Origin of the sequence: Dyadobacter sp. 676 (assembly GCF_040448675.1) — a bacterium.
GTDB lineage: Bacteria > Bacteroidota > Bacteroidia > Cytophagales > Spirosomataceae > Dyadobacter.
Genome location: NZ_CP159289.1, coordinates 4,192,087 through 4,205,614, shown reverse-complemented (window position 1 = coordinate 4,205,614; position 13,528 = coordinate 4,192,087). Strand labels below are relative to the sequence as shown.

Genomic DNA, 13,528 nt, shown 5'->3' with positions numbered 1-13,528 from the left:
AACACTTTACTAACTATAATTTTTTCACTGTAACCGATTTCAATTCACATGGCTAAGAGTAGCGGACCTAATTTTTTTTGGGATAAACTAGTACCAACAATATACAGTGCAGGTGCTGCCGTCGTAATTTTAGGAGCTTTGGCAAAAATTCAGCACTGGGATTTCGGTGGTCCAATGCTTACAGCAGGTCTCGGAACCGAGGTTCTCATTTTCTTGCTTTATGCATTGCAAACCCTTACCCGTCCGGTTGACACGGAGCCCGACTGGACACGGGTCTACCCCGAACTCGCTGACGATTACAGCGGCCCGGCTATCTCACGAAGCTCTGCCCCTAGCAGCAATATCACTGCCAAACTGGACAACATGCTCGATAACGCCAAACTTACTCCGGACGTGTTCGATAACCTGGGCAAAGGCTTCCGTAACCTTTCTGAAACGGTTAGCAAAATTACCGATCTTACCGATGCGACTGTCGCTACCAACGATTACGCAAAAAATGTAAAAACCGCTTCAACGGCTATCAGCGACATGAACAAATCGTATGGAGTTGCGATCAATGCAATGACGTCCATGGCCGATGCTACCAAAGACGCGCAATCATACCGTGACCAGTTCCAGCAAATTACCAAGAATATGGGCGCTTTGAACGCGGTTTATGAACTGGAATTGCAAGACACAACCAAGCACCTTAAAGCAATGAACGCTTTCTACGGCAACCTCACAGCTGCCATGGAAAATATGGCTGACGCGACCAAGGAATCACAAGTTTTCAAGAGTGAAATGTCGAGACTGACTAACAATATCTCTTCACTGAACAGTATTTACGGAAACATGCTGACGGCAATGCGTGGTGGTAATGCTTAATGGCCCTCTGGCAATGACTCTGCAGTTCCGTCCGGGCTTGCAGAGTCATTGTTGTTAGTTAAATAATTCAATCACTGAAAACTGATTACACAACAATATGGCAGGTGGAAAAGAAACACCCCGTCAAAAGATGATTGGAATGATGTATCTGGTGCTTACGGCGATGCTCGCATTGCAGGTAAGTTCAGCTATCATCGAAAAATTCATCCTTCTGAATAATTCTTTGGAACTATCCTCCGGAGCGGCTAACAAGATAAATCAGGAAACTGTATTGAAAATCAAAGCGGCAGTTGAGAAGTCAGGGAACCGCGCAGCCGACGTGGCAGTCATTAAAGAAGCCGAACAGGTCCGTAAAATTACATCAGACATTAACAACCAACTCAATGCACTGAAGCAGGAGATCATTACCAAAGCCGGCGGTGGTTTCAACGAAGAGGGGGCAATTAAAAACCCTCAGGAAGAGACCAAGGTTGGTGAGTTGATGATCGGTGTAGGCAAAAGAGGCAAGGCTTATGAGTTGAAAAACACTTTAAATGGCTATGTAGCCGAACTAAACAAGGTTTCTCCCAATAAGTTCACCAACCTCGCGTTGGACGGTCGCGAAGACCCCGTTGCTAAAGGGAATAAAGACCAGCGTAACAAGGATTTTGCCGAGCTGAACTTCGAATCCACTCCGGTTGCGGCCGCATTGGCTGTTTTAAGCCAGAAACAAACCGACATCCGCCGGATGGAAGGCGAAGTACTGAACTACCTCGCCAGCAAGGTAGGTGCTGCGGATATCAAGTTCGACCGCGTACTGGCAATGGTGAGCGCAGATGCGAAAACAGTTGTAGCGGGTACTAAATTCAAAGGACAGATGTTCATCGCTGCTTCCGCATCGGGTATCACACCCCGCATGAGCCTGAATGGATCACCTGTTAAGGTCGAAAATGGCGTGGGTATCATCGAGTTTACGGCTCAGGGTGGCGGCTACAATGCCGAAGGCCTTGCCAGAAGAGAGCTTCGCGGACAAATTACCATCCCTACCCCGTCGGGTAAGGACACGACTTATACGATGACCCAGGAATACTTCGTAGTAAAGCCGTCGTACCAGATCGAGACTGGAACGCTGCCTCCATTGTATTTGGGTTGTGCCAACAAGCTGAGTATTCAGAGCCCTGCACTGGGCGCACTTTGGGCACCCAGCTTTTCAACGGATGGAGGCGAAATCATCCCTAGTGGTCAGAAAGGAAAATTTACGATCGTGCCTAACAAGGCTAGCCTGAATATCACCGTGAGCAACGCCGGTAATGTACTGGGCTCGGAACCATTCCGCGTCAACCGCGTCCCGAAACCATCTTTGGAAGTACGGGTTAACGGAGCTGCATTTGACGAACGTCGCGGTGCTCCCGCTTCGAGTACGAGAAGCATTCAGGTAATTGCCGTTCCTGATGAAAGCTTCAAGAACTTCTCTCCGGAGGATGCGAAATTCCGTGTGTCGCAGGTTGAAATTTCCCTTGCCCGCGGGTCGAGACGGATCAACGGTGTGACGTTAAACAGCGGAGGCGGTTCTATTGCCTCTCTGGCGGCACAAGCACAGCCTGGCGACCGTTATGTGATTTCGATCCTGAAAGTGGAGCGCCAGAACTTCAAGGGTGCTGTGAGCGAGGTAGAAATGGGTAACCAAACTCGCACTGTACCGCTATACTAATCCACCACTTTTAGTCGTTGATTGGACAATACAACTTTATGTATGATATGAGAAGAATGAACGGAAAAACGATTGCATGGTCTTTGCTGTCGCTGTCTCTTGCAAGTACTGCCGCATTTGCGCAGGAGAAAGAGGATTCGACTGCGAATCAGTTCTCATCCCGCCCGATTGCCGACGGCGACGTGATGATGAAAAGAACGCTCTGGAGACGGGTCGATTTGAAAGAAAAGCAGAACATTTCCATGTTCTCTAAAAACAATGAGATCACACGCTACTTGCTGGACGCGGCGAAAGCAGGGCTGATCGACGCCTATGTAAACGATTCCTGCGTAACCAAGATCACCAGTGACGAACTTCACAAACGAATCCTGATCCCGAACCAAACCGCCGGCCTGTCGGCCGAGGAGATTGCGGCAGGGTTCGGCGAGCCTGCCAAGGCGGATGGATGGGACGCAAAAGCCAAAACCGATCCAACGAAACAAGCGGCCGCCGCCGACGATGGTTGGGGAGCTAAAAAGGATACCAAGAAGGAAGAGGTGGTAGAGGATGACGGATGGGGACCGCCCAAAAAGAAATCTTCGAAAAAAGGGGCTAAAACCGAGGTTGCCCAGGAAGAACCGAAAGTGGAAGCCCCCAAACCGGACAGCACTTCTTTCGAAACTCAGCAGGTAGCCGCAACGGAAGAGGAATATTTCCCCGACCAACTGAGTATTCTCGAGGTGAAGGAAGATTGGATATTTGATAAGAAAAGATCCCGTTTGTATAACGACATTCAGACGCTGACGATCGTTCTACCGGCTGAACAAACTGCTACGGGCCTTGAACTTCCCGTTGCTTCATTCCGCTGGAAGGATGTTGAAAGACTTTTCAGAAGCGATCCTAAGAAGTATATCTGGTATAATACCCACAATACGGCGCAAAACAAGAACCTGGCCGATGCGTTCGACCTTCGTTTGTTCTACGGACGGATCACCAAGTTCTCCAATGCCAACGATAAAGCTTTCCTCGATATCTACAACGGCGAAAAAGAGGCCCTTATCAAGTCACTGAACTACGAACAGGAGCTGATGGAATTGGAACACGGCCTTTGGGAATACTAGGAAAAAGAAACATCTTAAATACGAAAGAGCTTCCGATTGGAAGCTCTTTCTTTTTTGCAGTAACAAGGCCGGGCAACATCGGCCGGCCACTATATTTTGCTTATCGATTAGTTCTTCAATCTCAATTTGACCTTGGTCGCAGCTTTTACGTTGGCGTCTGTCAAACCCAGTGCGGCAATGGTTTTGTTGTAATCTTTGAAGATTTCGGCGCTCAGGCGGCCGTTTGCCTCCACAACGGAGCCCGGCAGAATTACAACGCGGACGTCTTCGAAAATCCGGGTCGGAGGTGTTTCCTGTTGCTCGTTCCAGTCTGTTGGCAAAAGCTGCATTACAAAAGTGGCGTCTTCTACGCCATGAACGAATGTGAACGAGCTAACCTTTCCGCCACCGAAACTGATCAAACCAGGCATTGGCCAGTAAACACCCTGTGCTTTCAGGTAAACCAGTACAACGGAGGAGCGCAAGAGGCTATCTTCCTGTGGGTTCAAGTTAGGTATTCCTACAACTATTCCACCCTCCTCGTCCGTGGTATCCACACCAGTTGAGATAATCATCGGCATGGCTCCATCAATACCGTCTTTCCCTGCGGGACCAGCCGGGCCTGCCGGGCCCTGGGCTCCGGCAGGCCCAACATCTCCCTGTTTTCCTTCGCAGCTTACCAGGGCAATCATGAGCGCTACGGAGGCAAATAGTAATAATTTTTTGAGCATAACAGTTAAAGTTTAAAAAGTGAAAAACTGTACGAGTCAATACGCAGACAAATCCCGTTCTGACGAGGAAAGGGGCGTTTTGGCCATAAATTATGTAAAAAAAATTACTATTCCGCTATACGTGGTATCCACCGGTTCATATCTCTATTTTTGTTACTGATTCCTGTTAAAACCTGCCCCATGCCAAGTAACCCGAAGAAATACCTGGTCACCGTCGCCGGCCCCACGGCCGTAGGCAAGACCGCATTGGCAATCCGACTCGCGGAGGATTTGCACACCGAAATTATATCGGCAGACTCCCGTCAGTTCTTCCGTGAACTACGCATAGGAACCGCGAAGCCCACATCGGCAGAGCTCGCTCAGGTAACCCACCATTTTATAGACTCTCACTCTATTTCAGAGGCATATAGCGCCGGTGATTTCGAGCGTGACGCGTTGGAGTTGCTGGGCAGACTTTTTCAAAAGTATGATGTCGTTGTAATGACGGGGGGGCTCCGGCTTTTATGTAAAGGCAGTATTGGAAGGGCTCGATAATCTGCCCGCTCCCCTTCCGGGACTCCGCGAGGCGCTCACGCAAAAACTAAACGACAATGGGTTACCGGCACTTCAGGAGGAAATAGGCCGCATCGATCCCGAATTTGCCGCTACGACGGAAATAGCCAATCCCCAGCGCGTTGTAAGAGCGCTGGAAGTGTTTTATACCTCCGGAACGCCTATCAGCCAGTTCAAAATAAAAAATACGCTCAGAAGGCCATTTCAGACCGTCAACATAGCGCTCGACCGGGACCGCGCGGAACTTTACCGGCGCATAGACGACCGAATGGATGCGATGCTGCAAGAGGGACTTGTAGAAGAAGCTAAAAATGTCATCGCGTACCGGTCACACCATGCACTCAAAACGGTGGGTTACCGGGAGGTCTATGGCTATCTGGACGGAGCATACGACGAAGCCGAAATGGTGCGCCTTTTAAAGCAGAATTCACGCCGTTATGCCAAGCGCCAGCTCACGTGGTTCAGGCACCAGGGAGATTTTGAATGGTTTCATCCGGACGAATATGACCGGGTCCTGGAATATGTGCGGGCACAAGCAAAGTTTTAGACAAAGCCGTTTGGCGGACACACCTCCGTCAAACGGCCCAAAAGGTTAGTCTTCCAGCTCACGATAGGCCAGAATGCCGCCCAATACGTTGCGTACATTTGAAAAACCCTGCGATTCGAGGTAGCGTGCAGCCTTTCCGCTACGTGCCCCTGACCGGCAATGAATGATGATCTCTTCGTCTTTTAACGGTTCCAGCTCATCGAGGTGGTCGGGGAGCTCGCCCAGGGGGATCAATATCGCGCCCAGGTTATCTTCTTCGTATTCGTGTTCTTCACGAACGTCGTAAAAATGCAAATTCTCGCCCTTTTCAAGACGTTCTTTCAATTCTTCAACAGTAATATCCATATCCAAGTAATTTGTGACGATTGAGTCTATTTCGAGATTAACATTTTTTGCACAAAGGAACGTTTCCCGTCTACGGCCTTAAAAATATAAATGCCCGGGTTCAGATGATCGACGGACACAGACTGGCAGTCGGCGGTCGGGGCAAACGAATGTACCAGATTTCCTCCAGTGCTATAAATTTCAATATTTTTGAACGTCTTCCCTTTCCAATACACTTCACCTTTGGCCGGGTTAGGGTAAAAAATCCCGCTAATCTGACCGCCCGGCTCATTGCCAGTCACAACACCCTGTGCTTTTTTACCCAGGTAGGGCCGGATCATAATACTACCTTTCAACGAAGTTTCCTTCGCCCATTCGGTCCCCAGGTTGTAGAATACCGCATTTCTTCCAAGCATCGAATTCCGGTCGAACCCCACAGTTACCGGCTGGTCGTTGATCTGCACCCAGCCCACATAAAAAGTATCTGGCACCGCTATCGGGTTGGCGAACGCATAATCTATAAACCCGTCGCGAAGAGCAGGGTATTTGACGGTGACCGACCTTTGTGCGATCAATTGATCGGGCTTGCCACCTTTGTTCCCCAGAATCTGAATGGTAAATCCCTGCCCTGAAATATCCTTGTTAAATGAAACCATCGACATCCTGATTCCACCGATGGTGTCCGCTTTGGCCAGCACATATTGCACCGCAACACGTCCCAGCTTCTGGTTGACCTGTACGCCATATTCCGCACTACCGTCGTCGTAAGCAAAGTAATCCGACAGTACTGCCCTAGCGGTGATCGTATCGTTCGTTTTCAGGTTCGCACCGGGGATTGTATCCGTAGTTGCAATATAGAATTTGCCGATCAAATGCAAGCTGTCGAGTTGGGCGGCGGGGTTAATCGGCGACAGTTTCACACCGAGCGACTGCGATTTCAGCGATTCCACATAAATCGAGCGTTGCACGTTGCGTGCAAACTCGGTACCCCGTTGCGCGTCCGTGAGTGTAAACGTACTCGTGAGAATGTTGAAATTGTTGAAATGGTTGACAATGTCGGTCCTGGCCGAATCGGCGGTAAACGCCTGCGGGCTCACCCGGTATTGCCGCAGGGGCATGGCCGTGTATTTCTTCAGAATGTTTGAAACGGGCTTCCTCATGGCGACGTCAAACAAGTAAGGCTGCCTGGATGTCCGCTTTGCATTTAAATACACGTAATCGACATTCCAGGTGTCGTACGCGCCCGTGCTTCGGCCATATGACCTGAACCGGAACTGGAACGCATCGTGCAGGTAGTTGGGATCTTTGACCGGAATGAATTGCTGGTGAAACAGGGTATCTACCTTATAACCGAGCTTTGTCCACACGGGCACCCATTCTTTGGTTTTACTTAAAAATTCGACCTGTAAGAAATCGCTGGAATCGGGGAGTTCCCCCAGACCCTTGGCCGCCCAGTAAAAACTAAGATAAACCGAATCGGCGGCCACCTTGCCGTTCAGGTTGATGGGCTGCGACGTCAGTGTGTCCGTATAGCCCTGCGTCAATGGATTCACCATATTATAGGGAGCGCCATTGGCATTTAGCCCATCGAACGTCGCTACATTGAGCGACGGGTGCGAAGTAGCAAGTGTATTATTAATGTAAACCCCGCTTCCCGGAAGCCACCATTTTGTGCTTGCGGAGTTGGTTTTGGTAGTAGAAAAATCGTCGAAAAAAGGCAAGCTCAATGAAGCCTGAGTGCGTAGATTGGCTTCGTCGGCCCCCCCGGGCATACACGGCCTGATCGATCGGTACGATCCGCAACTGCGCGCGGGCCGTCCGGCTTTGTACCACGGTCACCAGCACACAAACCCCGATAAAAATCCAGTATGTGAAAAATTTCTTATTGCTCCGGTTGATTTCCATTATCCGTCGATTCAGGTGCCTGCGGGGTAACCCACAAGTCGATTACGTCCCCTATTCTTACCTTATTGCCTGCATCGGGGTTCTGCCGAACGATCGAACCCGGTGCCTGGCCTTCCTCGGCCGGCACTTCCATTTGCTGGCCCACTTTCAGCCCGGCGCCCACAATGGCTATCTTGGCTTCATCCAGAGGCATTCCGATCACCGATGGCGCTTCGAACTGTGCCGTACCCAGTCCCTCTCCCAGTTCGAGATCGATCTTCGACCCCTTTGCAATCGGCTGGCCGGGCAGAATTTCCTTGCCATTATACATTTGCCTCAAAACCGCGTTCTGTGCCATATCCGGCACATAGGAAATATTTCCTTCCTCCAATCCGACACTTTTCAACAACATTTGTGCGCTGCGGTGCGTCATATCCGTCAGTTTCGGCATTTTGATCAGAGGCGCTGTGCGGGAAACGACGGTTACGTAAATTTTACGCCCTTCTTTCACTTTGGACCCCGGCAGCGGATATTGGGATATGATGGTAAGAGGCGGCACATTGGTTACGAAAGTACAGTCGACCTCGTACCGCAGATCGCGATCACCGAGGAAGTCTTCCAGGTCCGCCACATTCTTCTTTTTTAAGGTCGGGCACGGTGATAGCCTCGCCATGATTGGTTGTAAAGGGAAGATAGACGAAGAAAAACCCCAGAAAAAGGACCAAAAGCAGTGAGACAATGATTCCGATGTGTATGAAAAGATCAGTTCTGGACTGTGTACTTATTTTGGCCATGAAAATATCAGATGCGCTTTGGTATTAAAACGGGTAAAAATAAACGTAATATTCCAAGATGCCAATATGCTAAACGGCATAGGAACCGAGAATTCTTTTAATGTATTTACCCAGAATATCAAATTCGAGGTTCACTGAATCCCCTGTTTTCAACGAATGGAAATTGGTAAAGTTATAGGTGTAAGGAATAATCGCGACGCGAAATGTATTCTCTCCCGAATTGAAAACGGTAAGACTCACGCCATTAATGCAAATCGAACCTTTTTCGACCGTAATGTTGCCCGTAGAAGCGTCATATCGGAAATCGAACAACCAGCTTCCGTCGCGCTCCTGCACCTGCGTGCATGTGGCCGTCTGATCGACATGTCCCTGCACGATATGCCCGTCGAAACGGCCATTGGCCGGCATACAGCGCTCCAGGTTTACCTTACTGCCCACGGTAAGCTCTCCGAGATTGGTTTTTAAAAGAGTTTCTTCGATGGCGGTTACCTTGTAATCGTTGCCATCCACGGCGACTACGGTGAGGCAAACCCCATTATGGCTCACACTTTGGTCTATCTTAAACTCATTGGCAATGGCAGTACGAAACGTAAAGGTCCTGTTGGTCCCTTCCATTTCGACATTCACCACTTCGGCGATTGCTTCTACGATTCCTGTAAACATTTTAATATCGGATTATAATGCAAAGTTACAATTTCCTAACCGCTCTCCCACTCCGCAAAATTCCCGCGCGGGGCATTATTCACGCCCAACTGCTTTTCTATTAGGCATTCTTTGCGAACTTTGCGCTGAAAAAGCGCTGCGGAATTCCGGCAGGGTGCTTGTAATCCTAATCTGTTAATGAAAAAAGTACTATTTATCGATCGCGACGGGACGATCATCGTCGAGCCCCCCACCGACTTTCAGGTCGATTCCCTGGAAAAGCTCGAATTCCTGCCGAAAGCTATTTCCGCATTGCGCAAAATAGCGGAAGAAACCGATTATGAGCTCGTAATGGTCACCAACCAGGACGGCCTTGGCACCAGTTCCTTTCCCGAAGACACTTTCTGGCCGGCCCAGAATAAAATGCTGAAAACGCTCGAAGGCGAAGGCATTCGTTTTGCCGAAATCCATATTGACCGCAGCTTTCCCGAGGATAACCTGCCGACCCGGAAGCCGGGTATCGGCATGCTGACGGCCTACTTCTCCAGTGAATATGATCTGGCCAACAGCTACGTCATCGGCGACCGCCTTACCGACGTGCAACTGGCGGTGAACCTCGGTGCCAAAGCGATCCTTTTCCGTTCCCAACTGCCGGAAGAAGGTCTTTCCGATCAAATGAACGAAACCACCGCATTGGTCACCAGCGACTGGGATGCGATTTACGAGCATTTGAAACTTCCTTCCCGCAAGGCATCCGTGGAAAGGAACACGAAGGAAACGCAAATCAGGGTGGAACTGAACCTCGATGGCAGCGGCCGCTCGGACATTCACACCGGCCTCGGTTTCTTCGACCATATGCTCGACCAGCTGGCCCGCCATTCCGGTGCAGACCTGTCGATTCACGTCGATGGCGATTTACACATTGACGAGCACCATACCATCGAAGACACCGCTCTCGCACTCGGAGAAGCATACCGCCAGGCCATCGGCGACAAACGGGGCATCAGCCGTTATGGTTTTTTGTTGCCCATGGATGAGGCACTGGCACAGGTAGCAATCGATTTCTCCGGCCGGCCATGGATCGTTTGGGATGCCGAGTTTAAGAGAGAGAAGATCGGGGAAATGCCGACGGAAATGTTCTTCCACTTTTTTTAAGTCATTCTCGGACACTTCGCTCTCCAACCTGAATATCAAGGTAGAAGGCCAGAACGAGCACCACAAAATCGAATCGATCTTCAAGGCCTTTGCGAAAGCTATCAAAATGGCAGTCAGACGTGACCTTAAAGCGCTGGATTTCATGCCTTCCACGAAAGGAGTGCTGTAATTTTTTCTCAAACAGTGGGCCTGTGTGGCATTTTTAGCTATCTTTGCGTATCCTACATCGCATTAAAATCGAGTACAACTATGACGATGACCATTATTATGATTGTTTTTTACATCGTTCTGCTGAGCAGTGCGTTCCTGGTGGGGCGTTGGCTGGAGAACAATGAAAAGCAATGGAAAGCAAATAAGTAAGGGTTGTTTATACGACCCTTTTTTGTTTGTTTCCGGTTGAATACTTAATGCAAAATTCATTTCAGTTTATACTAAAATGTAACTTAACGAACGTTTTAGACGCGTTAAGTGTTACTTTGACTCTAAAAAACTGTTTTCACGTGTTCAGAACGCTTTGTCTTATACTGCTTACGGCCTTTCTCATCTGTAAAGCCACAGATGTCGCCAGCTTATTGCTGCCGAAGGAAAAGTCGTCTGTGGTGTGTGATACCGGTGCCTGTGACAACGAAGAGAAAACAGAGGTCGAAAAGCTGAACGACGACCAGCTGCTCATTTCACATAACGTCCAGTTTGACCGTTCCGTAACCTTGATACCGGTCAAAAGCTTATTCTTCTACACTGCCAATTTCGACAACGAAATTTACCGTAATCTCCTCTCCCCGCCTCCGGAGCTTATCTGATCTCTTCACGTAATATTTGAGTTCGAGTTACTGCCGATCCAGCGTTAATGTGGCTTCTCCACGTTCAAACCCGGCATGTTCCTCTATTATTTATTCCAATATTCTAATCAAGAAATCATGATAAGGGCTTATAAACAGTTATTCGAAAACAACAAAAAGTGGGCGGAAGAAACAACAAAGGAGAACCCCGAATTCTTCTCGAACCTGGCAAAAGGCCAGTCGCCCAAATTTCTCTGGATCGGCTGCTCCGATAGCCGTGTGCCTGCTAACCAGCTTACCGGCACCCAGCCCGGCGATATTTTCGTACACCGCAATATCGCCAATATGGTGATCCACACGGACATCAGCATGCTTAGTGTGCTCGATTATTCGGTAAACGTGCTCGGTGTGGAGCATATCCTCGTCTGCGGACATTATGGCTGCGGAGGCGTAATTACGGCGATGGGCAACAAGCAGGTGGGCCTCATCGATAACTGGCTGCGCCACATCAAAGACGTGTACCGCCTCCATGCGCAAGAGCTGAATGCCATTGAAGATCCCAAAGAACGGGCCGACCGCTTTGTCGAGATCAACGTCCAGGAACAGGTACGCGACCTTGCCAAAACGACCATCGTCCAAACCGCCTGGGCGAACGGCAGGAAACTGCAACTGCACGGCGTCGTATACGATATCAGCAACGGCATTCTGAAAGACATGGACGTGACGATCGACGACACCAATTACGTCGAAGACGTGTACCGTCTCGGAGATACCGCACCTTGTCTGAACGGCGGTTCTGCATTACGAGTAATCCAATTAATGATCCTTACTGAATCAATCGTATGTCATTGAATAATAAAAGTCTGTTCGCCAATATCAAATACGATTTACCTTCCGGGCTTGTCGTATCCCTGGTAGCGCTGCCGTTATGCCTCGGCATTGCGCTGGCCTCGACCGGGCGTTCCGATCTCCTGTTTTCGGGAGTGATCGCCGGCATCGTAGGCGGAATCGTAGTAGGCTCGCTGAGCGGCTCCTCCCTGGGTGTGGCAGGTCCGGCAGCGGGTCTGGTTGTGATTGTACTCAATGCGCTCGATACCCTGGGCAGCTTCGAGGCTTTTTTGCTTGCGGTGGTACTCGCGGGGCTATTGCAGATCATCGCCGGTTTTCTCAAAGCCGGCATTATCGGCTACTATTTCCCTTCATCGGTAATCAAGGGAATGCTCGCAGCGATTGGTATCACATTGATTTTGAAAGAAATACCACATGCATTAGGCTATGATGCCGATTTCATGGGCGACGAGGCGTTTGCGCAAAAAGACGGCCGTAATACCTTCACGGAGGTTTATTACTCGCTCCGGTACAACAGCACGGGTGCAATCATCATTTCGGCGATTTCGCTCGCAATGCTGATCCTGTTCGATAAGCCGTTCATGAAGAAAATACAGTTGTTCCGGTACATTCCCGGTGCTTTGTTCGTCGTGATTACCGGTGTGATCCTGAACCTTGTGTTTGGTTCTGTGGCACCGCAGTGGGCGTTGAGCGGCGAGCATATGGTGCAGCTTCCGGTTGCTTCGAGCGCCGCCGAGTTTTTCAGCTTCTTCAAAACACCCGATTTTTCCGCATTCAGCAAGCCTGAGGTTTACACCGTGGCATTGACACTGGCCATTGTTGCCAGCCTTGAAACACTGCTTTCCGTAGAAGCCACCGACCGCCTTGACCCGTTTAAGCGCACCACGCCCACCAACCGCGAGCTGATCGCGCAAGGAACGGGCAATATGGTATCGGGTTTGCTGGGCGGGTTGCCTGTGACGCAGGTAATCGTGCGTAGCTCCGCCAATATCGATTCAGGAGGCAGGACCAGGCTGAGTACGATAATCCACGGTACTATTCTGCTCATTTCGGCTGTTCTTATTGCCAGATACCTCAACTACATCCCGCTTGCGTCGCTGGCGGCGATATTGCTGATGGTAGGTTATAAGCTGGCTAAATTCGAGCTGTTCAAGGGAATGTACAAGCTGGGCCTCGAACAATTCATTCCGTTTGTAGTGACAATCATCGCGATCCTGAGCACCGATTTGCTGAAAGGTATCGGCATTGGAATGGTAGTGGCTATCTATTTCATCCTAAAAAAGAACCACAAGCATTCTTACCACTATATCAAAGAAGAGCACCGCGACGGCGAGGTAATCACGCTGTTGCTTTCAGAGGAAGTTACATTCCTTAACAAGGGAAGCATTAGCGCCACGCTGGACAACCTCCCCGACGGCGCCACTGTCGTGATCGACGGCAGCAAGTCGATGAATATCGATTACGATGTACTCGAAATCATCAACGATTTCAAAAAACATCAGGCGCCACTGCGCAATATCACCGTGGAAACGCGGGGTATCGGCGAAGTGGAAGCTGTGGGAGCGCATTAAACAGTTACATAACTCAAAAGCGAAGGCCCGCCTCCGGAATGGACGCGGGCCTTTAATATGTAATAAG

11 protein-coding genes and 2 pseudogenes are annotated in these 13,528 nt (G+C 49.7%); 8 read left to right on the top strand and 5 right to left on the bottom strand.

The annotated features are described in order from the left end of the window. Nucleotides 1-48: 48 nt before the first annotated feature. The 3 genes from gldL to gldN all read left to right on the top strand — a co-directional run bounded on the left by gldL (nt 49) and on the right by gldN (nt 3,654). A complete protein-coding gene (gene gldL / locus ABV298_RS18815; RefSeq protein ID WP_353717723.1) occupies nt 49-864 on the top strand; it encodes a gliding motility protein GldL in 816 nt (271 codons plus the stop codon). A gap of 97 nt (nt 865-961) precedes the next feature. Next, a complete protein-coding gene (gene gldM / locus ABV298_RS18810; protein WP_353717722.1) occupies nt 962-2,554 on the top strand; it encodes a gliding motility protein GldM in 1,593 nt (530 codons plus the stop codon). A 38-nt stretch (nt 2,555-2,592) separates the two neighbouring features. Continuing rightward, nucleotides 2,593-3,654 carry a gliding motility protein GldN gene (gene gldN / locus ABV298_RS18805; RefSeq protein WP_353717721.1) on the top strand — a complete coding sequence of 354 codons (1,062 nt, stop codon included), beginning with the start codon at nt 2,593-2,595 and terminating at the stop codon, nt 3,652-3,654. Nucleotides 3,655-3,761: 107 nt separating this feature from the next. Here the strand turns inward: gldN and ABV298_RS18800 are convergent, their stop codons facing one another. Next, nucleotides 3,762-4,364 carry a hypothetical protein gene (locus ABV298_RS18800; protein ID WP_353717720.1) on the bottom strand — a complete coding sequence of 201 codons (603 nt, stop codon included), beginning with the start codon at nt 4,362-4,364 and terminating at the stop codon, nt 3,762-3,764. A 180-nt stretch (nt 4,365-4,544) separates the two neighbouring features. Here ABV298_RS18800 and miaA point away from each other — a divergent pair. Continuing rightward, nucleotides 4,545-5,463, top strand: a pseudogene (miaA, locus tag ABV298_RS18795) (tRNA (adenosine(37)-N6)-dimethylallyltransferase MiaA). A 45-nt stretch (nt 5,464-5,508) separates the two neighbouring features. Here the strand turns inward: miaA and ABV298_RS18790 are convergent. The 4 genes from ABV298_RS18790 to ABV298_RS18775 all read right to left on the bottom strand — a co-directional run bounded on the left by ABV298_RS18790 (nt 5,509) and on the right by ABV298_RS18775 (nt 9,128). Next, nucleotides 5,509-5,808, bottom strand: coding sequence for a rhodanese-like domain-containing protein (locus ABV298_RS18790; protein ID WP_353717719.1), 300 nt, complete (start codon nt 5,806-5,808; stop codon nt 5,509-5,511). Nucleotides 5,809-5,834: 26 nt separating this feature from the next. Then, the gene (locus ABV298_RS18785) at nt 5,835-7,559 is read right to left on the bottom strand and encodes a T9SS type A sorting domain-containing protein (RefSeq protein WP_353717718.1); all 1,725 of its coding nucleotides are present in this window, start codon (nt 7,557-7,559) and stop codon (nt 5,835-5,837) included. 110 nt (nt 7,560-7,669) lie between these two features. Continuing rightward, nucleotides 7,670-8,344, bottom strand: coding sequence for a PASTA domain-containing protein (locus ABV298_RS18780; RefSeq protein WP_353717717.1), 675 nt, complete (start codon nt 8,342-8,344; stop codon nt 7,670-7,672). Nucleotides 8,345-8,534: 190 nt separating this feature from the next. Further along, the gene (locus tag ABV298_RS18775) at nt 8,535-9,128 is read right to left on the bottom strand and encodes a riboflavin synthase (protein ID WP_353717716.1); all 594 of its coding nucleotides are present in this window, start codon (nt 9,126-9,128) and stop codon (nt 8,535-8,537) included. 177 nt (nt 9,129-9,305) lie between these two features. Between ABV298_RS18775 and hisB the strand changes: the two are divergent. The 4 genes and pseudogenes from hisB (at nt 9,306) to ABV298_RS18755 (ending at nt 13,461) form a co-directional block, all read left to right on the top strand. Beyond that, nucleotides 9,306-10,431: pseudogene (gene hisB, locus ABV298_RS18770) on the top strand (bifunctional histidinol-phosphatase/imidazoleglycerol-phosphate dehydratase HisB). 331 nt (nt 10,432-10,762) lie between these two features. After that, entirely contained in the window at nt 10,763-11,062 is a 300-nt protein-coding gene (locus tag ABV298_RS18765) for a hypothetical protein (RefSeq protein ID WP_353717715.1), read from the top strand. 117 nt (nt 11,063-11,179) lie between these two features. Next, a complete protein-coding gene (gene can / locus ABV298_RS18760; protein ID WP_353717714.1) occupies nt 11,180-11,893 on the top strand; it encodes a carbonate dehydratase in 714 nt (237 codons plus the stop codon). After that, nucleotides 11,884-13,461 (top strand): SulP family inorganic anion transporter, encoded by a 1,578-nt coding sequence (locus ABV298_RS18755; protein WP_353717713.1) that lies wholly within the window; start codon nt 11,884-11,886, stop codon nt 13,459-13,461. Before can ends, ABV298_RS18755 begins: the two co-directional genes overlap by 10 nt. Nucleotides 13,462-13,528 lie beyond the last annotated feature (67 nt).

Excerpts from the sequence above, each read along its gene's own strand:
- gldL (WP_353717723.1), top strand. The coding sequence starts at position 49 with ATGGCTAAGAGTAGCGGACCTAATTTTTTTTGGGATAAACTAGTACCA.
- gldM (WP_353717722.1), top strand. The coding sequence starts at position 962 with ATGGCAGGTGGAAAAGAAACACCCCGTCAAAAGATGATTGGAATGATG.
- gldN (WP_353717721.1), top strand. The coding sequence starts at position 2,593 with ATGTATGATATGAGAAGAATGAACGGAAAAACGATTGCATGGTCTTTG.
- ABV298_RS18800 (WP_353717720.1), bottom strand. The coding sequence starts at position 4,364 with ATGCTCAAAAAATTATTACTATTTGCCTCCGTAGCGCTCATGATTGCC.
- ABV298_RS18790 (WP_353717719.1), bottom strand. The coding sequence starts at position 5,808 with ATGGATATTACTGTTGAAGAATTGAAAGAACGTCTTGAAAAGGGCGAG.
- ABV298_RS18785 (WP_353717718.1), bottom strand. The coding sequence starts at position 7,559 with ATGCCCGGGGGGGCCGACGAAGCCAATCTACGCACTCAGGCTTCATTG.
- ABV298_RS18780 (WP_353717717.1), bottom strand. The coding sequence starts at position 8,344 with ATGGCGAGGCTATCACCGTGCCCGACCTTAAAAAAGAAGAATGTGGCG.
- ABV298_RS18775 (WP_353717716.1), bottom strand. The coding sequence starts at position 9,128 with ATGTTTACAGGAATCGTAGAAGCAATCGCCGAAGTGGTGAATGTCGAA.
- can (WP_353717714.1), top strand. The coding sequence starts at position 11,180 with ATGATAAGGGCTTATAAACAGTTATTCGAAAACAACAAAAAGTGGGCG.
- ABV298_RS18755 (WP_353717713.1), top strand. The coding sequence starts at position 11,884 with ATGTCATTGAATAATAAAAGTCTGTTCGCCAATATCAAATACGATTTA.